This is a genomic window from Litorihabitans aurantiacus (assembly GCF_030161595.1).
GTDB lineage: Bacteria > Actinomycetota > Actinomycetes > Actinomycetales > Beutenbergiaceae > Litorihabitans > Litorihabitans aurantiacus.
On sequence record NZ_BSUM01000001.1, the window covers coordinates 2426150 to 2448428 of the forward strand.

Below are 22279 nucleotides of genomic sequence, written 5' to 3' on the forward strand. Positions count from 1 at the left end.
ACCACCGCCCCGACACGCAGTCGCGATGTGCCCATCGCCCTGACCTGCAGCGATGCCCGCCGGTCGCGCCGTGGAGCACGCTGAAACCGCCCGACGGGGTCGCCAGACCGCCCGACGAGGTCGCCGGACCGCCCGACGGCGGCGTCCGATCACCCACGAGGTCTGATCAACCACGCCTCCGCACCCGGTTCACGGGCTGCTCACCCCGCGGGTGAGCCCGCCTCAGGGCGCGGTGGCGCGGTGGAGCGCGACGATCCCGCCCGTGAGGTTGCGGTAGGAGACCGAGCGCCATCCGGCCTGGTGCAGCATCGCCGCCACACCTGCCTGGTCGGGCCAGTCGAGGATCGACTCCTCGAGGTAGTCGTAGGCCTCGGGGTTGGAGCTGACCGCGCGCGAGATCGGGGTCAGGACGTTGCGGAGGTAGAACCGGTACAGCGCCCCGAACGCCTTCAGCGGCGGCGTCGAGAACTCGCACACCACGAGCCGCCCGCCGGGCCGCACCACGCGGCGCATCTCGCGCAGCCCCTCGAGCGTCGGGTTCACGTTGCGCAGCCCGAACGAGATGGTCACGACGTCGAAGGTCGCGTCCGCGAACGGCAGCCGCGTCGCGTCACCCGCGACGAACTCGAGGTCCGGACGGCGCCGCTTGCCCTCGAACACCATGCCGGTGGAGAAGTCGCACGCCACGGCGTCCACGCCCCGGTCGGCGAACGCCGCCGTCGAGGTTCCCGTGCCGGCGGCCAGGTCGAGCAGCCGCTCGCCGGGCCGCGCGTCGACCGCCCGCACCGTCGCGTGCCGCCACAGCCGGTCCATCCCGAGGGAGAGCACGTCGTTGGTGAGGTCGTAGCGGCCGGCGACGTCATCGAACATCCCGGCGACGTCGGCGGGGTCCTTGTCGAGCTCAGCGCGCACCATGGGCCGATCCTTTCACGCGCCGCCGCCGGGACCGACGCTGCAAGAGTCGGCGCCGCCGCGACACAGACGGGACATGAGCACCTCACGAGCACGCACCAGGTCCCTGGCCGCGCGCCCCGCGCTCGCCGTCGTCGGCGCGGCGGCTCTCGCCGTCGTCACCGCGTGCGGCGCACCGCAGGGAGCCGGCGCGCCCGGTGAGACCGACGGCACCGCCCCCGACCCCGCACCCGACACCTCCGCCGTCGAGTACCACGTGTTCGCCGGCGTCGAGGAGCGCGACGGCGGGGCTCCCGTGCTGTGCATCGGTCCGATGCCGGGGATCTACCCGGCACCACCGTGCACGGGCCCGACCGTCGAGGGCCTGGACTGGGACGAGGTCCCCGACGTCTCGGAGCAGGACGGTGTGCGTTCGGCCAGGGTGTCACTCGTGGGGACGTGGTCCGAGTGCACGCTGACGCTCACCCGACCGCCCGCCGCCGAGCCACCCGCGGACGCCTCTCCCGTCGACGACGGGTGGGGGACGCAGGATCTCGGCCCCCTCTGCGCAGATCCGTGGCGCGGGGGCGACGAGACCCTCGACCCTCTCGAGCTGATCGACGCCCAGAACGCCATGACGACCGTGGCGGCCGATCTGCCGGGCTACGTCACCTCCTACGTCAGCAACGGCTACGACGAGTACAACGTGGTCGTCTCGGCGGCGGAGGGCGACGCCGAGGCCGCGCACGCGGCCCTGCGCGAGGTCTGGCCGGGCTGGCTGTGCGTCGCGGAGCAGGACCTGCCGACGGCCTCCGACATCGCGGCCGCGCAGTCGGTGCTGTACGAGGGCGATCCCCTGCCCGGACTCATGAGCTCCGGCTCGGGGGCCGACGGGGTGCTCCGGGTCGACGTCGAGGTCGCCGACCCCGCGACGCTGGAGGCGATCCACGACGCCGTCGCCCCGTGGCTGACGCCCGACCAGGTCCGGGTCACGGGGGTGCTGCAGCCGCTGACGTGACGCAGCAGACGCCCGCGATCCCCGGGGTGGCGGGGCGCGCGGGCGTAGGCTGACGGCGATGTCCGCGCCCGCCCCGACCCGCCAGGACGCGGGCGTTCCCACGCTCGAGGTCCGCACGCACGCCGTCGCCGATCCGGGCGATCTGCTCGACCTCCTGCCCACGGCCGACGACGTCGCGACCTGGGTGCGACGCGGTGACGGGATGGTCGCGTGGGGCGAGGCCGCCCGCGCCGACACCACCGGCCCCGACCGCATGCTCGCGGCCGACGCCTGGTTCCAGCGGCTGCGCGAGCGCGCCACGGTGACCGACGACGTCGACCTGCCCGGCACCGGCCTGGTCGCGTTCGGGTCGTTCGCGTTCGACGACGGCGACCCCGCCGGCGGCTCGCTCGTCGTCCCGCGCGTGCTCGTCGGGCGCCGCGGCGGCCGCGCGTGGGTCACGACGATCGACCCCGACGGCGCCGCCTCCTCCCCTCGACGCCGCTCGCGCACCGCTCACCTTCCCCGAGGGCGTCACCTCCTCCCCCGGCGCGGCGACACCCGAGGCCTGGCGGGCGAAGGTGGCGGACGCCGTCGCGCGCATCCGGGCCGGCGAGGCGGCGAAGGTGGTGCTCGCGCGCGACGCGTGGGCGACGTCGCGCACCCCGCTCGACGTGCGGGCGCTCGCGACCCGCTTCGCCGACGCCTACCCCACGACCTGGACGTTCGTCGTCGACGGCCTCGTGGGCGCGACGCCCGAGATGCTGATCCGGCGCGAGCGCCGCCTCGTCGCCTCGCGCGTGCTCGCGGGGACGATCCGGCGCACGGGCGACGACGAGCGCGACCTCGCGCACGCCGCCGCCCTCGCGCGGTCCTCGAAGGACCTGGAGGAGCACGAGCTGGCCGTCGCCTCGCTCGCGAACGCGCTCGCGCCGTTCGTCGAGAGCGCGAACGTGCCTGAGGTCCCGAGCGTGCTCCACCTGCCCAACGTCATGCACCTGGCCACGGACGTGACCGCGGTGCTGCAGCGCGGGGTCGACGGCGCGCGCCCCTCCTCCCTGCGGCTCGCCGCCGCGCTCCACCCGACGGCGGCGGTCGGCGGCACCCCCACGGCCGCGGCCGTGGCGCTCGTGCGCGAGATCGAGGGGATGGACCGCGGTCGCTACGCCGGTCCGGTCGGGTGGATCGGGGCGGAGGGCGACGGCGAGTGGTGCATCGCGCTGCGCTGCGGCGCGCTCGACCCGGCCGACCCGCGACGGATCCGGCTGTTCGCCGGCGCGGGGATCGTCGCGGCCTCGGACCCCGGGGCCGAGCTGGACGAGACCGAGGCGAAGCTGGAGCCGGTGCGCCAGGCGCTGATCGGCTGATCGCGCGGGCTCGTTGCCGGGGCCTCTTGACCACGCCCGCCCGCAGGACGATCGTGGCCGACATGTGCCGAAACGTGACGCTCCTGCGGGGGCTCGAGCCGCCCGCCACCGACGACGAGGTCGAGGCCGCCGCGCGCCAGTACGTGCGCAAGGTCTCCGGCATCACCCACCCCTCGAGGGTGACCGCCGAGGCGTTCGAGCACGCCGTCGCGGCGATCACCGTGCTGACCCGCAAGCTGCTCGAGGAGCTGCCCGAGCGGCAGAAGCCCGCCACGGTGCTGCCCCCGCTCCGGCGTCCCGAGGTGCAGGCCCGCATCGCCGCCCGTGAGGCCGCGCGCGCAGCGTCGGCGACCGGCTGAGCCCCACCCACACCACCCGGCCCACCACTCTCCGCAGAACCCGCACGTCCCTCCCCCGCCGGGCACGCCGGACGACCCCGCCCAGGCCCTAGCGTCGGGTCGTGCCCTTCACCGTCAGCCACGCCGTGCTCGCCCTCCCGCTGCGCCGGACGGCGCTGCCGGTGAGCGCGGTCGCCGTCGGCGCCATGGCTCCCGACCTGCGCCTCTTCGTGCCGTTCGCACCGCTGTACGCCACGACCCACTCGCTCGCCTGGCTGCCCGTGACCACGCTCCTGGCCGGCGCCCTCTGGCTCGGCTGGCGCGTCCTGGTGCGACCCGCCGCGAGCGACCTCTCACCGTCGTGGATCGCCGCGCGCTACCCGGGCCCCGCCGACCCAGCCGACCCGTCCGCCCCGCGCCGCTCACCCGTGACCACCACGCTCCTGACGACGGCGGCGCTCGCCCTCGGCGTCCTCACCCACGTCGTGTGGGACGCGTTCACCCACCACGGGCGCTGGGGCACGGACGCCGTCCCGCTGCTGCAGGAGCGCGTGGGCGGCACGCCGCTGTACGCGTGGGCGCAGGACCTCTCGGGCGTGCTCGGACTCGCCGTCATCGCGATCTGGTTCGCGCGCCGCCCGCCCCGCGCCCTCGACCCCGCCCCGCGCGCGGCGACGGCACGCCTGCGCGTCCTCACGTGCACCGCCGTCGTCGCGGCCCTGGGCGCGGGCGCCGCGACCGGCCTCGCGCACGGCGGACCCCTGTGGCGCATCGCGTACGAGGGGACCCGGACGGCGATGGTCGCCGTCGCCGTCGTGATCCTCCTGGGGTGCGCCCTCTGGCACGTCAGGAGGCGCTGGACTCCTCGATGAACGCGACGACGTTGCCCGCCGGGTCCCTCGTCCAGGCGATCGCCGGGCCGACAGGGCCGCGGGCGATCCCGCGCTCGTCCTGATCGAAACCCTCGTAGCGCTCGAAGCTCGCTCCGGCGGCCACCGCGTCGTCGACCGCGGCCTCCAGATCGGTCACGAGCAGGTTCAGCACCGTGAACGACGCGGGCACGTGGTCCGGCTTGACGTAGACGGAGACGTCACCGGTGAGCTTCAGCGTGAGCATCCCCATCGCCTCGTCGCGCTCCACGGTGATGCCCAGGCCGGTGTAGAACGCCTGCGCGGCGTCCAGGTCGGGGGCGGCGAAACCCGCCCACCCCGCCGAGATGCTGACCATGACGTGCTCCTTCGCTCGCGACGGGTTGCCTCCGTCGTCAGGCTAGACCCGCCCGGCGTCGTCGCGCGAGGGGGTCGACCCGGGGAACGGCGGCAGCGTCACCTTCACCAGCCACTCGAGCAGGGTGCTGAGCACGTGCGCGTTCGCGATCCGCGTCGCGTCCACCCCCGCGGCGACCTCGCCCGCTCGCGTCCGGATCTCCAGACGCAGGTTCTCCCGCGGGCGCTGCAGGTGCGTGAAGCCGCCGAGGTCGGCCAGCGGGACGGGCGCCCCGCCGTCGGGCAGCAGCGCCTCGCGCGTGAGCGTGAGCACGCCGAAATCGAGTCGCTCGCCCGCCTCGAGCCGCGCGAGCGCCGTCGCCGTCCAGGTCTGCCACGTGCCGCGCCGGACCTCGCGCGCGACGCGCGCATCGAGCCGCACCCGCGACGGGTCCCCCACGACCGTGAGCGAGGGGGACCCGCCGTCGACCAGCTGCACCTCCAGCCACGGCACGCGGCGCAGCCCGCCCCGCCGCACGAGGTGCACCCCCTCGCGGTAGACGCCGACGTAGTGCGCCCCGGTCGGGCGCGCCACGAGGACGAGGACGAGCGCGATCAGCACGCTGCCGACCACCACGACGACGCCGACGCCCGTACCGACCGACCCGCCGATCGCGAACCGCAGCCCCGCCCAGAGCCCTCCGCCGAGCAGCACCAGCGCTCCGATCACCGCACCGACCGTGATCCACGCCGTCCGCTCGGCGGTCGCGAACCACGGCTGCGCGGCCGCGAGCTCGCGCGCGAGGGCGACGTCGCCCCGCCACCGGACGACGATCGCGAGCGCCGCGAGCACGCACACGAGCACGACGGCGAGGGTCCACCAGCGCTGCGTCGTGAGGTTCTGCACGGCCTCGGCGAGGACGCGCTCGTAGGTGACCTCGCTCGTGCGGGTGCTGCGGCGGCGCCGTCGCTCGCAGACGTCGCCGGGAGACATGGCGGCGCCGTGGCAGAACGGTGCCGGGACACGGCCGAGCAGACTCACGAACCAGACCAGCGCGCCGAGCGCGAGCGTCGCCAGGGTCGCGACGGCGCCGAGCGGGAACGCCCGGAACCTCGCCAGTGCGGCGGCGTGCTGGACCTCGCCGCCGGGCTCGTCCGTGGGGGCGTCGGGCACGGGCTTCGGCACCCACCCACCCTAGACAGCGCGAGACCCGGACGCCGCGTGAGGGGGACGCGACGTCCGGGTCTCGCATGGCCGGGAGTGCTCAGTTCCCGGCCGGCGGGGCGGAGGGCCTGACCTCCCGCCGCCCCGCGGTTCGTGGGAGCCCGACGGCTCCGGGACCCGGCGTCAGCCGTCGTCCTGGCTGCTCCACGGCAGGCCGGGGAGCTGCGGGAGCTGGCGCGAGCCGCCGTCGTCGCTCTGGCCGGGCTGCTGCGGCGTCTGCTGGGGCACCTGCGTCTCGGCATCGACGGGGCGGTCAGCGAGGGTGACGTTGACGTCCATCGCCTCGCCGCCGCGCACGACCGTGAGGGTCACCTCGTCGCCCGCGGCGTACTGACGCACGAACCCGGTCAGCGACTGGGCGCCGCCCACGGCCTTGGCGTCGATGCCGACGACGACGTCGCCCGCCCGCAGCCCGGCCTCGGCCGCCGGCGTGCCCGAGGTCACCTGCTGCACCTGCGCACCCGCCCGCGTCACGCCGTCGGCGGTCGCGGCGGCGTCCTGCAGCGTGACGCCGAGGAACGCGTGGTCCGCCACGCCGTCGTCGATCAGCTGCTGCGTGACGCGGCTGGCCTGGTCGGACGGGATCGCGAACCCGAGCCCGATGCTCCCCGACGCCTCCGACGTCGTCGCGATGGAGGAGTTGATGCCGATGACCTCGCCCGCGGTGTTGAACAGCGGGCCCCCGGAGTTGCCCGGGTTGATGGCGGCGTCGATCTGGATCGCGTTGGTCACGACGGCGTCGCTCGAGGAGTCCTCCGCGGTGGCGACGGGACGGTCGATCGCCGAGACGATGCCGGTGGTGACGGTGCTCGCGAGGCCCAGCGGGTTGCCGACCGCCATCACGTCCTGGCCGACGATGAGGTCGGCCGAGTCGCCCCAGGGCGACGCGCTGAGGTCGTCCGGGACGTCGGTGAGCTTGATGACGGCGAGGTCGGTGGTGGGGTCGGTGCCGACGATGTCGGCGTCGATGATGCGACCGTCCGCGAGGGTGACCGAGATGCCGTTGGTGGCCGCGGCGCCGACGACGTGGTTGTTCGTCACGATGTAGCCCTGGTCGGCGTCGACGATCACGCCGGACCCCTGGCCGCCGCCCTGCGCGGTCGTCACGGTGATCGCGACCACCGAGTCCCTCACCTGGGAGGCCAGCGCCTGCCACTCGACGTCCGAGGCCGAGGACGCGGCGACCGGCGTCGTGCTGCCCAGGCCCGAGTAGGAGGAGGCCTGCGTGTCCTGGCCGAACACCCCGGTCGCGAGCGCGGTGCCGCCGGAGGCGAGCACGGCGGCGAGCGCCGCGGCGGTGACGATCCCGGGCCACTGCCGGCGGCGGCGCGGCGGGGCGGCCGTCGCGGAGGCGGGGACCGGGGTGGGGCCCTGCCCGTGGGCCTGCGCCGGGTAGGGGCCGTAGGGCTGCGTGTGCCAGCCCTGGGTGGCCCCGGGGGCGTGCTGCGGCTGCTGCGGGCGCTCCCACCCGAAGCCGAAGACGTGCGACGTCTGACCCTGCTCGGCGGGCTGGGCGGGCTGGCCCTGCTGAGCCGGCTGGACCGGGGACTGCTGCGCCGGGAGGGGCGCGGTCGGCGCCTCGGACGTCGGCGGGGCGCCCTCGTAGCGACCCGGCAGGCCGGTCTCGCCCCGGGCCTCGCGGCCGTCCTGGTGACCCTCGCGCTCGTCCATCTCGTCCTCCACGGTCGATGTCTTGTGAACCGACCTGCAGTACACGCCCCGCACCTGACGTCACGCTGGGCGGAATCTGGGCAGAGCCTGGGAGGGTCCCCGCTCGCCGGCAGCTCAGTCGCCGACGGCGTCGCGTGCCACCGCGACGAGCCTCGCGTGCAGCGCCGCGCGGTCCTCGCGCAGCGCGTGGCGGTCCAGCCGCACCTCGAGCACGCAGCGGCCGCGGACCGGTGCAGCGAGCGCCGCCTCGAGCCCGGCCAGGTCGCCCACCACGGTGTGCGCCACGCCGGCGCCGCGCGCCAGTGCACCGATGTCGATGGTCTGCGGGGTCGCGAACACCCGCTCGTGCGCGGCAGCGTGCTCGGGACGGCCGTGCTCGAGGGTGCCGAAGATGGAGCCACCGTCGTCGGCCAGGACCACGACCTGGAGGTCGACGTCCCGCTCGAGACGGCCGCGGACCAGGCCTCCGACGTCGTGCTGGAACGTCAGGTCGCCCACGAGCGCGCGCACGGGGCCGCGCCCGTCGGCCGGCGTGCGTGCGAGCGCACGACCGAGCGCCGTCGACAGCGTCCCGTCGATCCCCGCGACGCCGCGGCTCGCCACCACCGGCGCGCCGGGGATACCGGCGAGATCCAGGTAGCGGATCGCCATCGACGCGCCCGCCACCAGCAGGCCGTCCTCGCGGGCGACGGCGGCCGCGACCGCCCGCGCGGCGACGTCACCGCCCAGGGGTGCGACGCCGTCGCGTGCCTCCCGGGAGACGGTGTCCAGCTCCCGCTGCACCGCGGCACCCGCGGCGGCCCACGCCGCCGACCACGCCGGGTCGTCCGCGGCCGACGGCGCGTCGTCCGGCGGCACGACCTCGGCCGCCGGCACGTGCACGGCGCCCGGCACCTCGAGCCACGGGCGTCCGCGCGGGTCCAGCACGACGACCTCGAGGTCCTCGCGCGCGAGCAACCGCGTGACCTGGCGCGAGAGGGTCGGGCGACCGACCACCACGACCCGGTCGATCTCGGACCCGAGCGCGTCCAGGAGCGCCGGCGTCGCGGCCAGGGCGTGTGCGCCGTCGACACCGGCCGACGGCTCCGCGAGGACCGGCCAGCGCCCCTGCGCGGTGAGCGCATGCCCGACCCACCCCGCGCCGTCGGCCGCCAGGAGCACCGTGCGACCGGCGGGCTCGAGCTCGTGCGGCATGCTCGAGCTCCACCCACCCGGCACGCGGCCGGGCTCGAGCACCGGCGGGGCCGCCCCCGGATCGGGGACGAGCGGGTCGGCGAGCACGACGTTCAGGTGAACCGGCCCCACCGCGCCCGAGGTGGGAGGGTCGGCGCGGCGGGCGCTTCCGACGGCGGCGCGCACCAGCCGCGACACCTCCGTGGCGGCCTGGTACGCGGCGTCGACCTCCGCGCTCGCCCGCGGGCGGGAGAGCCCCGGGCCCTCGCCGAACATCCCGACGTGCTCGGTCGTCTGGCTGGCCCCGCGGCGGACGAGCTCGGCCGGACGATCGCAGCTGACCACGACGAGCGGGGCCCGCTGGTGCCCCGCCTCGACCACGGCCGGGTGCAGGTTCGCGACGGCGGAGCCCGAGGTCACCACGACAGGGACCGGGCGGCCGGTGTCCGCCGCCAGGCCCAGCGCGACGAACCCCGCGGACCGCTCGTCCACGACGACGTGCAGGCGCAGCGCCCCGGCCGTCTCCGCCTCCAGCAGCGCGTAGGCCAGCGGCGCGCTGCGGGATCCGGGCGCGAGGACGGCGTCGCGCACCCCGCCGGCCACGAGCGCGCGCACGACGGCGCGGGCGAGCTGCTGGGCGGGCGGCAGGTCCGCCTCGGGGGTCGTTGCGCCCGGCAGGGCCGTGTCGTTCACGGGTGCGCCCCCGCGTCGGACCCGACCAACGCCTCGACGCGCGCGAGCCGCGCGAGCCACCGCTGCGTCGTCGCCGCGTCCACGCCCTCGGTGGCATCCCCGCGCGGCTCGAGCTCGTCGGCGCGCAGCACCGGCATGGTGCCGCCGGTCGGCAGCAGGGGGTGGTCGAGCACGTCACGCTCCAGCAGGTGCACCGTCGCGAGCCCGCACGCGTGCGTGAGCTCGGGCAGCGCCCCGGCGAGCGCGAGCCCGGCCGCGATCCCGACCGAGCTCTCCAGCGCCGAGGAGACCACGACCGGCAGGCCGACGGCGTCGGCCAGCTCGAGGCAGGCCCGCACGCCGCCGAGGGGCTGCACCTTGAGCACCACGACGTCGGCCGCCTCGGCCCGGCGCACCGCCAGCGGGTCGGCCGCACGACGGATCGACTCGTCGGCCGCGATCGGCACGTGCTGGCGGCGGCGGAGGGCTGCCAGGTCGGCGACCTCGGGCACGGGCTGCTCGGCGTACTCGAGACCGCCCGCCGCGCGGTCGAGCACGGGCAGGCGGCGCAGCGCCTCGTCCAGGTCCCACGCGGCGTTCGCGTCGACGCGGATGCGGCCCGCCGGGCCGAGCGCGTCGCGGACCGCCTCCAGGCGCGCGACCTCCTCCCCCACCGACTGGCCGGTCTGCGCGACCTTGACCTTCGCCGTCGTGCACCCGCCCGAGCCGAGCACGAGCTCGCGCGCGCGCTCGGGACCGACCGCGGGGATCGTCACGTTGACCGGGACGCGGTCGCGGACGGGCGTGGGCCAGGCGTGGTCCGCGCTCTCGCGGGCGGCGCGGAGCCAGGCGGCGGACTCGGCGTCGTCGTAGTCCCAGAAGGGCGAGAACTCGCCCCAGCCGGCGTCCCCGCGCAGGAGCACGCCGTCGCGGGCGTCGATGCCGCGGAACCGGGTGCGCAGCGGTGTGGCGTAGACGAGCGGGGCGGGCACCGCCTCAGCCTAGTGAGGCCGACCGGGCACCCGCCCGGCTCGCGTCGTGACCGAGAGCCGCGCGTCGCGCCTCAGTCGCGCGGCGCCTCGGAGGCCTCCGACGCCGCGGGGGACGGCTCGCCGTCCTCCCCCGCCGCGCGCGCCGCGCCGACCACGGCCGCCGAGGCGACCTCGGGTTCGATACCGACGCTGACGATGCGGTGACCGTCGATCTCGCGCACCGTGAGCCGGTGGCCGAGGATCTCGTCGTCGCCGAGCTCCGGCAGGTCGACGTCGCCCGGGTCCTCCGGGACCACCAGCACGCTGTCGCCGACCTCGGCGGTCCGGTCGAGCATGTCCATCACGAGACCGCCGATCGTCTCGTAGCCGCCGTCCGGCAGCGTCACGCCGGTGCGCTCGGCGACGTCCTCGATCGTCATGCCGCCGGGGACCAGCACCGGGGCGCCCGGGACGGGGCGCTGCTCGATCACGACGTCGTCGTGCTCGTCGTGGATCTCGCCGACCAGCTCCTCCACGAGGTCCTCGAGCGTCACGATGCCGTCGGTACCGCCGTACTCGTCGATCACGACGGCGATGTGGATCCGTTCGCGGCGCATCACCGACATCGAGGGCAGCAGGACGTTCGAGCCGGGCAGCACGATGATGCGGCGAGTGAGGTCGCGCACGGTGCGGGCCGGCTCCCCCGCGACGTCCGCGACCAGCTCGGCGCCGGCGTCGTCGTTCCCGGAGTGGCGCGCCGCCTCGAGCGAGGGTGCGGACGGGTCGACCGCGGCGAGGAACAGGTCGCGCACGTGGACGAAGCCGAGGATCGAGTCGACGTCGCCGTCGTCCTTGACCGGGAAGCGCGAGTACGGCGCATCCGCGACGGCGGCGACCGCCTCGGCGATGGTCCAGTCCGCCTCCGCGAACACGACCTCGTGGCGCGGCCGCATGACCTCCACGAGGGTGCGGTCGGCGGCCTCGAACACGTCGCGCAGGATCTCGCGCTCGACGTCGGGCAGGCCCTCGTGCGCGACGACCAGGTCGCGCAGCTCCTCGTCGCTCATCTGCTCGCCCGACTGCGTCGGGTCGCCACCGAGGAGGCGGACGATCGCGTTCGTCGACCGCGAGAGGAGCCAGATGACCGGGCGCATCGCCGTGGCGAAGCGATCGAGCGGGGGCGCGACGGTCAGCGCCAGCGCCGAGGAGCGCTGGAGCGCGAGGCGCTTGGGGACGAGCTCGCCGAGCACCAGCGAGAGGTAGGCGATGATCAGCGTCAGCGCGAGGGTGGCGACCGTGCCGGCCACGGACTCCGAGAGGCCGAGCGAGACGAACCACGGCGCGATGTCCGGCGCGATCGTCGAGGCGCCGTAGGCCGCGGAGGCGAACCCGGCGACCGTGACGCCGATCTGCACGGCCGCGAGGAAGCGGTTGGGGTCGCGGGCGACGGAGGCGACGCGGCGGCCACGCTTGCCCTGCTTCGCAATCTGGTCGATCTGGCTCTCGCGCAGCGAGACCAGCGCGATCTCCGTCCCGGCGAACACTCCGCCGACGAGGATGAAGACGACGACGAGTGCGATGTTGACCCAGGTCTCACCGTCCATCAGGCGGGCACCGCCGAGGCGTCGTGAGAGCTGGGCCAGGGACTTCGAGAATCATCCATGCGCCTATGCAACGGCATGGTGGCGGAGTCACGCAAGACGACGGGCGGCGCGTGGGGACGGGGATCGCTCGGGCGGGGGCGGGTGGGGGCGGCGACGACTCCTAGGGTGGCCCCATGAGCGACACCCTCCCCGACCAGGTCTCCGACGTCTTCGACCCGCGGCGCTGGCGCGAGGTGGACGGGTTCGACCTCACCGACGTGACCTACCACCGGGGCGTGGAGCGCTCGGTCGCGGCCGACGGGAGCACGATCGTGCGCGACCTGCCGGTGGTGCGGATCGCGTTCGACCGGCCGCAGGTGCGCAACGCGTTCCGCCCCCACACCGTGGACGAGCTGTACCGGGTGCTGGACCACGCGCGGATGAGCGGCGACGTCGCCACGGTGCTCCTGACCGGGAACGGGCCGAGCCCGAAGGACGGCGGGTACGCGTTCTGCTCGGGCGGGGACCAGCGGGTGCGCGGCCGTGACGGGTACCGCTACACGACGGAGGGCTCCGGCGGCGCCCCGTCGGGCGAGACGAGCGAGTACGTGGACCCCGCGCGGGCCGGGCGCCTGCACATCCTCGAGGTGCAGCGTCTGATGCGGACGATGCCGCAGGTGGTGGTCGCCGTCGTGAACGGCTGGGCGGCCGGCGGCGGCCACTCGCTGTTCGTGGTCGCGGACCTCGCGATCGCCTCGCGCGAGCACGCGGCGTTCATGCAGACCGACGCGAACGTCGGCTCGTTCGACGCCGGGTACGGGTCGGCGCTGCTGGCACGCCAGGTGGGGCAGAAGCGGGCGCGCGAGATCTTCTTCCTCGCGCGGCGCTACTCGGCCGACGACGCCGAGCGGTGGGGCGCGATCAACGCCTCGGTGCCGCACGCGGAGCTCGAGGAGCGGGCGCTGGACTGGGCCGCGACGATCGCGACGAAGTCGCCGCAGGCGATCCGGATGCTCAAGTTCGCGTTCAACCTGGCCGACGACGGGCTCGCGGGGCAGCAGGTCTTCGCGGGTGAGGCCACGCGGCTGGCGTACATGACGGAGGAGGCGGCGGAGGGCCGCGACGCCTTCCTCGAGCGCCGCGACCCGAACTGGTCGGAGTTCCCCCGCTACTTCTGACGGCCTCCGCCTGCCCCTTCGCGAGAGCTTTGTGAACCCTCCCCGAGAGGTTTACCGACGTTCCCCGAGAGGATTTTCGACCCTCCCGGAGAGGATGGCCGACGCGCCGACGTACCGGCCGGCTCAGCCGCCGAAGGACGCGCGGGCAGTCTCAGCCGCCGGTGAACATGCGGGTGGGCGGCTCGTGACCGGCGTCGACACACGCCGTGTACACGTCGCGCGACGCCTCGTGCCATGCCTGCGAGTCCAGATCGACGACGCCGTACCAGCCCCGGTCCAGCGGCGCGATGCGCTGCAGCTCCGCGATCGCCGTCGACACGGGGTGCTCGGCGTCGCCGGGAAGCCGTTCGAGGATGCTGGCAGCAAGCCTGAACCACCCGTCGCGCTCCTGGGTCTCCATCCGCTCCGTCTCGAGCCCCGCTCGCGCGTTGGCGGCGATCGTCAGGACGTCGCTGTAGCCGGCGCACGCCGCCTCGGCGTCGAACCGGGGCTCCTCGACCGCGGGCGACGCCGGGAGCTCAGGCCCGGGGCCGGACGCCGGCGTGCAGGCGGCGAGCGCCAGGAGGGCGGTGCACAGCACCAGGGGAGGTCGACGCATTCGGCCACGATGCCAGAGGGGCCACCGTCGCGCGCGCCGTAACGGAGTCGACTCAGCCGCCGAGGAAGCCGCTCACGACCGAGACGATCCGGCTGACGACGGCGGCGCCGCCCAGGATCACGCTCGTCACGATCAGGAGGGCGACGGCGACCGGGAGCACCGTCGTCGAGCGCCAGGTCCGGGCCACCCGCCCGCCGAACGTGGACGGGACGGCCGCGGGGGTCGGGGTCTCGGAGTCGCTGAGCGAGGTCATGGCTCCAGCCTGTCGAGCCGCCCGCCCGTGCACATCAGCCCGACGGACGCTCCCGCGCGGGCCCCGGTCCGCCGAGCGGTGGAGGCCGGGTCATCCCGCGGTCTGACGGGCGACGGCGAACCTCTCGGGGAGGGTCCGCAATCCTCTCGCGGTACGTCAGAAAAGTTCTCGGGGTACGTCAGCGAAGCTCTCGCGGAGGGGTGCCTCCCTCAGGAGATCTCGACGTTCCCGCCCGACGTCGGCACCAGCTCCACCCAGACGTTCCCGGGCGCGAGCTGGATCGGCTGCCCGTCCCCGCCCGTGAGCACCACGGGGTCGCCGTCGCCGGCCTTGCTCCACGTCCCGGTCACGGTCGCCCCGCCCGAGGCCACGATCGCCTCGCCGGACCCCGACAGCACCGTCTCCGGTACCGGGTTGCCGGCGGGGTCGAGCGCTCCCGAGCTGACCACCTCCACCCGCATCACCACGACCGTCGTCGCCCCGAGACGCTCCCCGCCGGCGCCGACCGCCTCGGCCGACCCCTCGTTGCGCAGCCACCGACCGCCCTCCGCGTCCCAGTCCCAGCTGGGCACGTGCTGCGGGAACGCCGTCACGAGGCGCGCCGCGGGCGCACCGGCCGTCGCCGTCGTCGCCTCCTCCGCGCTCGGCGCGAACGCGAACTGCGCCGGCGGGACCGGCCGGCCCGGCTCCGCCGCCGCGAGGAACTCGTTCACGGCCCCGTACACGTTGTGCGGCGCGCGCCGCTCGCTCGACCGGCTGAACCCGGGCGCGCCCTCGTCCTGGCTGAGCACCTGCAGCCCGGCGTCGCGCATCCGCTGCACGAACGGTCCCTGCCCGCCCGAGAACGCGATCAGCCCCTGCAGCGGCGCCGCGATCCCGGCGTCCATCGGCCGCACCGAACGGATCGGCCCGACCGTCTCGGGGATCTGCGAGTGGTAGACGGCGTTGAACCGCGTGATGCCGCCCTCGACCATCTCCTCCCACACGACGTCGGCCGCCTCCAGCCCCGTCTGCGGCCGGGCCTGCGGCGAGTTCTCGATCTTGACGGCGACGGCGGGGCGCTCCTCGATCTCGCCCTCCACCCCGGTCAGGGGCCAGGTCGCCGGCAGGACCGGCTCGGGCGCCGCGCTCTTGTCGACGCCCGTGTCGGGCTCCACCGTCTCGGTAGCCGCGGTCGGCTCGGGGTCGGCGGCGCCGCCGCAGCCGGCGAGAAGGCCGATCGCGAGCGTGGCGGCGAGGGCCGCGCGAGCGGCGGGGGTCAGGGCGCGCATGGCGACACTGTGCCACGCCCGCCCGGGAGCGGCTCCTAGGCTGGCGGGCGTGCCCCCACCCGCGTCCCGCCCGCTCGACCCTCAGGACGTCCCGGCCGCCCTCGCCCGCGCGCTGGAGGGCGGCACCCCCTCGTCCTGGCCGACGACGGCGAGGCGACCCGCGCCGCCCTCGACCACGCCCCCGCCCACGCCGCCCTCGTCCTGGGGACGTCCGGCTCGACGTCGGGCACCCCGCGCCTCGTCGCGCTGACCGCCGAGGCGGTGCGCGCCTCGGCCACCGCGACGCACGCCGCGCTCGGTGGACCGCTCGGCTGGCTCCTGACCCTGCCGGCCGGCCACGTCGCCGGCGTGATGGTCGCGGCGCGCGCCCACCTGGGCGGCACCCCGCTGACGCACGCCACCCCCGGCCCGTTCCGCCCTGCCACGTTCGCCGACGACGTCGCCCGCCACCGCGCCGCGCTCGCGGACGCCGGAGTCACCCGCAGCGCCACCTCGCTCGTCCCGACCCAGCTGCGGCGCGTGCTCGCTGACCCCCGCGCCCGCGAGGCGGCGGCGACCTTCGACGTCGTGCTCGTGGGCGGCGCCGCCACCCCGCCCGCCCTGGCCGACGAGGCCCGGGCGGCCGGCGTCCGCGTCGTGACGACCTACGGCATGACGGAGACGAGCGGGGGCTGCGTCTACGACGGCGTCCCCCTCCCGGGCGTGCGGGTGCGGATCACCGGCGACGGCCTCGTCGCGCTCGCCGGCCCGCAGCTCGCGCTCGGGTACCTGACCCCGGACGGCTTCGAGGCGTTCGACGGCGAGCTCGTCACCGCGGACCGCGGCATCCTGGTCAGCACCGCAGGCGGCACGCGCCTGCGCGTCCTGGGGCGCGCCGACGACGTGGTCGTCACCGGCGGTGTCAACGTCGACCCGGCCCAGGTGGAGGCGGCACTGACCGGCGTCGCCGGGGTCGAGCAGGCGTGCGTGGTCGGGCTGCCGGAGCCGGAGTGGGGCGCCGTCGTCGCCGCGGCCCTCGTGCTCGGCCCCGCCCCGGCACGCGACACCGACGCCGTCGTCGCCACCGCGCAGGAGTCCGTCCGCGCCACGCTCGGCGGCGCGTGGGTACCGCGCCGCGTCGTCGTCGTCGACGCCCTGCCGCTGCGCGGCCCCGGCAAGGTGGACCGCCGCGCGGTCCGGGATCTCCTGACCGGACGCTAGGGTCGACGGGCGCCGATCGCCCGCGGCGCCCGACCCCGCCGCGAGGAGCCCCATGACCACCCGTGCCCAGTGGATCGAGGGCGCGCGCCCGCGGACGCTCCCGGCAGCCCTCGCACCCGTGCTCGCCGGCACGGGTGCGGCCGCCGGCCTGGGAGGGTTCGACGCCATCGCCGCGCTGCTGTGCCTCGTGCTCGCGCTCGCGCTCCAGGTCGCGGTCAACTACGCCAACGACTACTCCGACGGCGTGCGCGGCACCGACGACGTCCGCACCGGCCCGACCCGGCTCGTCGCCTCCGGGGCCGCCACCCCCGCCGCCGTGAAGCGCGCCGCGCTGATCGCGGGCGGCGTCGGCGCGCTGGCCGGCCTCGCCCTCGTGGTGTGGACGGGTCACTGGTGGCTGCTCGCCGTCGGCGCCGCGAGCCTGGTGGCCGCGTGGGGCTACACCGGGGGCGCACGCCCCTACGGCTACCTCGGTCTCGGCGAGCTGTTCGTCTTCGTCTTCTTCGGTCTCGTCGCGACGGCGGGGACCACCTTCGCGCAGGCCGGCACCGTGAGCGTGGGCACGTGGTGCGCCGCCGTCGCGATCGGTTCGCTCGCGTGCGCCATCCTCATGGCCAACAACCTGCGCGACATCCGCACCGACCCCGCGGCCGGCAAGCGGACGCTCGCGGTGCGGCTGGGCGAGCGCCGGGCGCGGGTCGCCTTCGCCGTCATGCTCGCCGTGCCGTACGTCGCGGCCGTCGTGGCGACCCTCACGAGTCCGGCCGACGTGCCGCTCCAGCTCGCCCCGCTGCTCGCGCTCGCGACGCTGCCGATCGCGATCGCGCTGGCGGTCGTGGTGCTGCGCGGCGCGTCCGGACCGGATCTCATCGGGGTCCTGAAGCAGACGGGGATGCTCGAGCTCGCCGTCGCGTTCGCCCTCGCGCTCGGGCTCTGGTGGGCCGGACCGATCGGCCCGTCGCTGCTCTGACCCCGCTACGGTGGCGCGATGAGCGCCCTCCCCCGCCGCCGTCGTCCACGCCGCAGCCCGGACCCGTGCCCGGTCCGGCCGGCACCTCGAACCCGCCCGCGCCGCGCCGGCCCGTCTCGGGGGCGACGGTCGCCATCGCGGCCACGGGCGCGCTCGTCGTCGGCCTCGGTATCGGGTGGTTCCTGCCGTCACCGGGTGCGACGTCGGACCTGTCCACAGCGGAGGGCAGGCACTCGGCGGCCTGCGAGCTCGTGGCGTCGTCGTTCCCGGGCGAGGTCGACCAGGACGATCTGAGTGTCGTGGGCACGTCGAGCTGGGACGCCTTCGCCGTCAGCGGGCTCCTGCAGGCCGCCGCCGCCGAGGACGAGGAGTTCGCGGACTCCGGCGAGCGGGGGCAGGAGGTCCTGACCGCCTACCAGCGCTTCGACCTCGAGGGCCTCAACTCGGCGCTCGAGGGCGTGCGCGAGAGCTGCTGAGCGCCACGCGGCTCGAACTCCTCAGGCGCGCGGAGTTTCAGACGCGCGGCTCCTGCGTGTCACCCGGGCCGGGCGGCGGCGTCGTCGGCGTCGGGGGCACCTGCTGCGTGACCGGCCGCTGCTCGGCGGCGTCGAGCGCGTCCAGCGCCGCGTCCTCGGCGTCCTCGTCCTGGCCCCGCACCGGATCGTCGACGGCGGCGGCGCGGGCGGCGAGCGACCCCACCGCGGCGTCTCGCTGACCCCGCAGGGTGAGGTAGGAGACGGCCCCCGCCACCAGGACGCTGACGATCAGCCAGGGCCAGCCTCGCATCCCGATCAGGTAGAACAGGCCGAAGGACGCGAGCAGGGCCGCGAGGCGGAGGAGCGAGTAGCGCAGGACGGGCACCGCACCAGCCTAGGTGGTCGCGCGCTCGCGCCCCGCGCGGTGCGCCCACCCGTTCGACGTAGCATCGAGGGATGCCTCGCCTGATCCTGTTCGTGCTCCTCGCCGGTGTCGTGATCTACGGGCTGGTGTGGCTGTCGATGCGGCTGCGGGACCGCCGCGCGGCGGCCGCGCCGCAGCGCCCGGCGCCCGACGACGACCCCCAGTTCCTCGCTCAGCTCGACGCGCGGCTGCGCGAGCAGCGGCGGCAGGCGGAGGCGGCGCGGCGCCGTCGGGAGGCCGAGGCTGAGCAGGAGAACCAGCAGCCGGACCCGGAGAAGGACCCGACGCAGCCGGACGAGGCGGACGAGCCGAACCCGACGGACGCCGACGACGACGCGCCGGACGCCCGCCCCTCCTGAGCTGCTCGGCCCCAGTGACCCGGGTCAGACGCCCGAGTAGCTGTGGAGCGAGTTCACGAACAGGTTGACCACGTAGTAGTTGATGAGGATCGAGGCGAACCCGGCCACCGAGAACCAGGCGGCCCGCCGGCCCTCCCAACCCCGCGTCGAGCGCGCGTGCAGGTAGGCGGCGTAGACGACCCAGATGATGAAGGACCAGGTCTCCTTCGCGTCCCAGCCCCAGTAGCGACCCCACGCGTGCTCGGCCCAGATCGCGCCCGAGATCAGCACGAACGTCCACAGCACGAAGCCGACGGCGTTGATGCGGAACGCGAGGCGCTCGAGGTCCGCGGCGGTCGGCAGGGACTGCATGATGCGACCGGACGTGCCTCGCGCGAGCGTGCGCTCCTTCGCGAGCTGCAGGCCGGACACGACGGCGGCGACGCCGAAGACGCCCATCGACGACGTCGCGATCGCCACGTGGATCACGAGCCAGTAGCTCTGCAGCGCGGGCTGGACGGCGTTCGGCTCGGTGTAGAGGACGGCGAGCGCCAGGAAGAGCCCGAGCACCGCCACGAGCGAGACGAACGTCCCCAGGAAGCGGACGTCGCGCCGGCGGTTGATGCCGAGGAAGAGCGCCGAGGACACGACGATCGAGGCGACCGTGAACTCGTACATGTTCGCCCAGGGCACGCGACCGGCGGCGATGCCGCGTGTGGCCGCGCCGGCCACGAGCAGGAACGCCCCCAGGGTGAAGGTCGACATCGCGATGCCGACGGCGCGGCCGCGGACCGCGGGGGCGCCGTCGTCGACCGCGTCCGTCGCGCCGGTCGGTGCGACGTCGACCGACGGCGCGTCGGTCACCCCGGCCGACACGAGCTCGCGCGCACGCACGGTCCTCGCCCGCTTCGGGCGGTCGGCCGCGAGCCGGGAGAAGTCGACGGCGAAGGCGATCGTCGCGATGAGGTAGGCCGTCATGGCCGCCGTCACGAGGTACAGACTGACCTGTCCGAGCTCAGCCACGTCGGGCTCCTTCGTCGTCCTGCGGGGTGCTGTCGTGCGGGCGGGGGCCCTCGGCCACCGGGGGGCGCAGGGGGTCGAGCACGCGGGTGAGCTCGCGAGCGAGCCCGGGGTCGTCGCCGCGGGCGAGCGCGGCGGCAGTGACCACTGTACGACCGCCGTCGTCCCGGCCGATGCGCACGAACACGCGCCTGCGCGGGAGGAACAGGGAGGCCGAGAGCCCGGCGAGCGCCAGCAGCGAGAACGTCAGCACGAACGGCAGCGTGGGGTCGTAGCGCAGGTCGAGGCCGACGTAGCGCGGGAGGTCGTTGAACGTCAGCGTCCCGAGGCCGTCCGGCAGGTCGACGGTCTGCCCGGGGGCGACGACGACGCGCACGGGGACGTCCTCGCCGTCGGGACCGGGCTCGGTCACCTGGCGCATGGCCTGCGTGTCGAGCTGGTACACGTTCTGGGGCACGCCGTCGTCGAGGCCGAGGTTGCCGTACCAGACGTCGAGCACGAGGAGCGGCTCGGTCGGCTCGGGCGAGATGGAGAAGGCGGTGTCGCTCGCGGGGTCCACGACCGCCGTCGGCAGGAACACCCCGCTGAGCCCGATCTGGTCACCCGTCTGGGTGTCGGGGACCTTGATCACGCCGCGGGAGTCGTACATCTGCTGGTCGACGACGACGAACGGGACGGGCCCCGAGAAGGCGACGTCGCCGCCGGCGTCGGTCACCGTGACGTCGGGCGCGAACCCGTTGCCCATGAGGTAGACGCTCGCCCCACCCGTGCGCAGCGGGTGGTTGACGCGGATGGACTCGGGGCGGGGGTCGGCGCCCGGCTCGGTCAGCGTGACGTCGGCGCGGAAGTCCGCGGCCTGGCCGGAGACCTCATCGAACTCCGAGGAGAAGCCGTCGAGCCGCATGCGGAACGCGTCGAGCCCGGACTCGTCGAACCACGGGCCCGACTCGAAGGAGTCGTAGACCACCTGCGAGTTGGCGAACGTGTCCCCCTCGACCACGAGCACCTGACCGCGGTAGTGCACGAACGAGCCGTAGCCGACGGCGACCAGCAGGCCCACCAGCGAGAGGTGGAAGACGATGTTGCCGGTCTCGCGCGTGTAGCCGCGCTCGCCCGACAGGGTGGTGACGGCGCCGTCGGCACTCTCGGTCCGCCGCAGGCGGTAGCCCTTGAGCGCCCGCACGGCGGAGGTGACGGCCTCCTCGCGCCCGAGCCCGGAGGCGAACGCGTCCCGCACCGGGAACCGCGTGAACCGCCGCGGCGCCGCGGGCGGCGGACGGCGCAGGGCCCGGACGTGGTCGAGCGAGCGCGGCACGATGCAGCCGACCAGGCTGACGAACAGCAGCAGGTAGACCGCCGAGAACCACGGCGAGGAGAAGACGTCGAACAGGCCCCAGCGCTCCAGCACCGGCGCGAGCGACGGGTTGTCGACGTAGTACTGCGCCACGCGCGCAGGATCCTGCGGGCGCTGCGGGAAGAACGTGCCGGGCAGGGCGACGACGGCGAGCAGCAGCAGGAGCAGCAGCGCCACCCGCATGGAGGTCAGCTGCCGCCACGTCCAGCGCAGCCACGCGATCGGGCCGAAGCGCGCCGGGGTCGGGGTCGGTCCGGGCGCGGCGTTCTGCGCAGGGCCGGAACCGCGCTCGGGCTCGTCCCCCACGAGCCCCTCGGGCCGGTACCCGGCTCTCAAAGGATCGTCCCGTACTGCGCGACCCAGCCCTGGAGCAGCTGCGACAGGTGCTGCCAGACCCCGGTGACGAGCGCCAGGCCCAGCAGGATCAGCATGACACCGCCGAACCGCATGATCGCGACGCGGTGACGCTTGAGGAACCCGACCGAGCGGGCCGAGCGCCGGAACGCGAGCGCGATCACGAGGAACGGCACGCCGAGACCGAGGCAGTAGACCAGCGCCAGCAGGCCCCCGCGCGCTGGTGACTCGGTCGGCAGGGAGAGCGTCAGGATGGCCGCGAGCGTGGGGCCGATGCACGGCGCCCACCCGAAGCCGAAGGTCACGCCGAGCAGGCCCGCGCCCGCGAGCGAGGCCCGCGGCGCGAGGTGGAGCCGGCGCTCGCGCTGGAAGAACGGCAGCCAGCCCGCGAACGAGAGGCCCATGAGCACGACCACGACCCCCAGCACGCGCAGCACCACGTCCATGTGCGGCTGGAGCCGCGCCCCCACCGTGACGAACACGAGGCCCAGCCCGACGAACACCACCGAGAACCCCGCGATGAACAGCAGCACGCCCGCGAGCAGGCGACCCCGCTGCCGGCCCGACGTCTCCGCGAGGTCGGCGCCGGTCATCCCGCCCAGGTAGCCGAGGTACCCGGGTACGAGGGGCAGCACGCAGGGTGAGGCGAAGGAGACGAACCCGGCGATCAGCGCGACGGGGAGCGCGAGCAGCAGCGGACCCGAGAGGACGGTCTCCTGGAAGGTCTGCGCGAGGGAGGCGAGATCCACG

At 75.3% G+C, this 22279-nt stretch carries 23 protein-coding genes and 1 pseudogene; 10 read left to right on the forward strand and 14 right to left on the reverse strand.

Translation table 11 applies throughout. From position 1 onward, the window contains the following. Positions 1-222 precede the first annotated feature (222 nt). Positions 223-915, reverse strand: a complete 693-nt coding sequence (locus QQK22_RS11555; protein WP_284251080.1) for a demethylmenaquinone methyltransferase — start codon at positions 913-915, stop codon at positions 223-225. Positions 916-988: 73 nt separating this feature from the next. Between QQK22_RS11555 and QQK22_RS11560 the strand changes: the two genes are divergently transcribed. The 5 genes and pseudogenes from QQK22_RS11560 to QQK22_RS11575 all read left to right on the forward strand — a co-directional run bounded on the left by QQK22_RS11560 (position 989) and on the right by QQK22_RS11575 (position 4465). Then, complete coding sequence (locus QQK22_RS11560) at positions 989-1909, forward strand: hypothetical protein (protein ID WP_284251082.1); 921 nt, start codon at positions 989-991, stop codon at positions 1907-1909. A 253-nt stretch (positions 1910-2162) separates the two neighbouring features. Continuing rightward, a pseudogene (locus QQK22_RS19515) lies at positions 2163-2294 on the forward strand (isochorismate synthase); the annotation flags it as partial. A 175-nt stretch (positions 2295-2469) separates the two neighbouring features. Then, on the forward strand, positions 2470-3255 hold the full coding sequence (locus tag QQK22_RS18845) for an isochorismate synthase (protein WP_348525575.1): 786 nt from the start codon (positions 2470-2472) through the stop codon (positions 3253-3255). 62 nt (positions 3256-3317) lie between these two features. Further along, positions 3318-3614, forward strand: coding sequence for a DUF2277 domain-containing protein (locus QQK22_RS11570; RefSeq protein WP_284251084.1), 297 nt, complete (start codon positions 3318-3320; stop codon positions 3612-3614). 101 nt (positions 3615-3715) lie between these two features. Further along, the gene (locus tag QQK22_RS11575) at positions 3716-4465 is read left to right on the forward strand and encodes a DUF4184 family protein (RefSeq protein ID WP_284251085.1); all 750 of its coding nucleotides are present in this window, start codon (positions 3716-3718) and stop codon (positions 4463-4465) included. Here the strand turns inward: QQK22_RS11575 and QQK22_RS11580 are convergent. The 6 genes from QQK22_RS11580 to QQK22_RS11605 all read right to left on the reverse strand — a co-directional run bounded on the left by QQK22_RS11580 (position 4440) and on the right by QQK22_RS11605 (position 12114). Next, positions 4440-4820, reverse strand: a complete 381-nt coding sequence (locus QQK22_RS11580) for a VOC family protein (protein ID WP_284251086.1) — start codon at positions 4818-4820, stop codon at positions 4440-4442. The genes QQK22_RS11575 and QQK22_RS11580 overlap by 26 nt on opposite strands. A gap of 42 nt (positions 4821-4862) precedes the next feature. Then, positions 4863-5984: a hypothetical protein gene (locus QQK22_RS11585; RefSeq protein ID WP_284251087.1), complete on the reverse strand. Its 1122-nt coding sequence runs from the start codon at positions 5982-5984 to the stop codon at positions 4863-4865. A 162-nt stretch (positions 5985-6146) separates the two neighbouring features. After that, positions 6147-7694 carry a S1C family serine protease gene (locus QQK22_RS11590; protein ID WP_284251088.1) on the reverse strand — a complete coding sequence of 516 codons (1548 nt, stop codon included), beginning with the start codon at positions 7692-7694 and terminating at the stop codon, positions 6147-6149. A gap of 114 nt (positions 7695-7808) precedes the next feature. Beyond that, positions 7809-9560: a 2-succinyl-5-enolpyruvyl-6-hydroxy-3-cyclohexene-1-carboxylic-acid synthase gene (menD, locus tag QQK22_RS11595; protein ID WP_284251089.1), complete on the reverse strand. Its 1752-nt coding sequence runs from the start codon at positions 9558-9560 to the stop codon at positions 7809-7811. Beyond that, positions 9557-10531, reverse strand: coding sequence for an o-succinylbenzoate synthase (locus QQK22_RS11600; RefSeq protein ID WP_284251090.1), 975 nt, complete (start codon positions 10529-10531; stop codon positions 9557-9559). Before QQK22_RS11600 ends, menD begins: the two co-directional genes overlap by 4 nt. Before the next feature lie 71 nt (positions 10532-10602). Then, positions 10603-12114, reverse strand: a complete 1512-nt coding sequence (locus QQK22_RS11605; protein ID WP_284251091.1) for a hemolysin family protein — start codon at positions 12112-12114, stop codon at positions 10603-10605. Positions 12115-12287: 173 nt separating this feature from the next. Here QQK22_RS11605 and QQK22_RS11610 point away from each other — a divergent pair, with 173 nt between their 5' ends. Continuing rightward, complete coding sequence (locus QQK22_RS11610) at positions 12288-13271, forward strand: 1,4-dihydroxy-2-naphthoyl-CoA synthase (protein ID WP_284251092.1); 984 nt, start codon at positions 12288-12290, stop codon at positions 13269-13271. Positions 13272-13422: 151 nt separating this feature from the next. On the opposite strand, the gene QQK22_RS11615 is transcribed toward QQK22_RS11610, so the two are convergent. The 3 genes from QQK22_RS11615 to QQK22_RS11625 all read right to left on the reverse strand — a co-directional run bounded on the left by QQK22_RS11615 (position 13423) and on the right by QQK22_RS11625 (position 15393). Beyond that, positions 13423-13869: a hypothetical protein gene (locus QQK22_RS11615; RefSeq protein ID WP_284251093.1), complete on the reverse strand. Its 447-nt coding sequence runs from the start codon at positions 13867-13869 to the stop codon at positions 13423-13425. Between the two features lie 52 nt (positions 13870-13921). Next, on the reverse strand, positions 13922-14122 hold the full coding sequence (locus tag QQK22_RS11620; RefSeq protein WP_284251094.1) for a hypothetical protein: 201 nt from the start codon (positions 14120-14122) through the stop codon (positions 13922-13924). 209 nt (positions 14123-14331) lie between these two features. Then, positions 14332-15393 (reverse strand): DUF3048 domain-containing protein, encoded by a 1062-nt coding sequence (locus QQK22_RS11625; protein ID WP_284251095.1) that lies wholly within the window; start codon positions 15391-15393, stop codon positions 14332-14334. A gap of 135 nt (positions 15394-15528) precedes the next feature. On the opposite strand from QQK22_RS11625, the gene QQK22_RS11630 reads away from it, so the two are divergent. The 3 genes from QQK22_RS11630 to QQK22_RS11640 all read left to right on the forward strand — a co-directional run bounded on the left by QQK22_RS11630 (position 15529) and on the right by QQK22_RS11640 (position 18039). Then, positions 15529-16593: an AMP-binding protein gene (locus QQK22_RS11630; RefSeq protein ID WP_284252714.1), complete on the forward strand. Its 1065-nt coding sequence runs from the start codon at positions 15529-15531 to the stop codon at positions 16591-16593. Positions 16594-16645: 52 nt separating this feature from the next. Further along, on the forward strand, positions 16646-17563 hold the full coding sequence (locus QQK22_RS11635) for a 1,4-dihydroxy-2-naphthoate polyprenyltransferase (RefSeq protein ID WP_284251097.1): 918 nt from the start codon (positions 16646-16648) through the stop codon (positions 17561-17563). Positions 17564-17628: 65 nt separating this feature from the next. Further along, positions 17629-18039 (forward strand): hypothetical protein, encoded by a 411-nt coding sequence (locus QQK22_RS11640; RefSeq protein WP_284251099.1) that lies wholly within the window; start codon positions 17629-17631, stop codon positions 18037-18039. 37 nt (positions 18040-18076) lie between these two features. On the opposite strand, the gene QQK22_RS11645 is transcribed toward QQK22_RS11640, so the two are convergent. Then, positions 18077-18424: a DUF4229 domain-containing protein gene (locus QQK22_RS11645; RefSeq protein WP_284251100.1), complete on the reverse strand. Its 348-nt coding sequence runs from the start codon at positions 18422-18424 to the stop codon at positions 18077-18079. A 71-nt stretch (positions 18425-18495) separates the two neighbouring features. On the opposite strand from QQK22_RS11645, the gene QQK22_RS11650 reads away from it, so the two are divergent. After that, positions 18496-18822: a hypothetical protein gene (locus QQK22_RS11650; RefSeq protein WP_284251101.1), complete on the forward strand. Its 327-nt coding sequence runs from the start codon at positions 18496-18498 to the stop codon at positions 18820-18822. A 24-nt stretch (positions 18823-18846) separates the two neighbouring features. Here QQK22_RS11650 and ccsB read toward each other — a convergent pair whose 3' ends face one another. Genes ccsB through QQK22_RS11665 form a run of 3 tightly spaced genes read right to left on the reverse strand, consistent with a single transcriptional unit; the run spans position 18847 to position 22278 of the window. Then, positions 18847-19824 (reverse strand): c-type cytochrome biogenesis protein CcsB, encoded by a 978-nt coding sequence (gene ccsB, locus QQK22_RS11655; protein WP_284251102.1) that lies wholly within the window; start codon positions 19822-19824, stop codon positions 18847-18849. Further along, complete coding sequence (gene resB / locus QQK22_RS11660; RefSeq protein ID WP_284251103.1) at positions 19817-21511, reverse strand: cytochrome c biogenesis protein ResB; 1695 nt, start codon at positions 21509-21511, stop codon at positions 19817-19819. The genes ccsB and resB overlap by 8 nt, the downstream gene beginning before the upstream one ends. Then, positions 21508-22278 (reverse strand): cytochrome c biogenesis CcdA family protein, encoded by a 771-nt coding sequence (locus tag QQK22_RS11665; RefSeq protein WP_284251104.1) that lies wholly within the window; start codon positions 22276-22278, stop codon positions 21508-21510. The genes resB and QQK22_RS11665 overlap by 4 nt, the downstream gene beginning before the upstream one ends. Between the last annotated feature and the right edge of the window lies 1 nt (position 22279).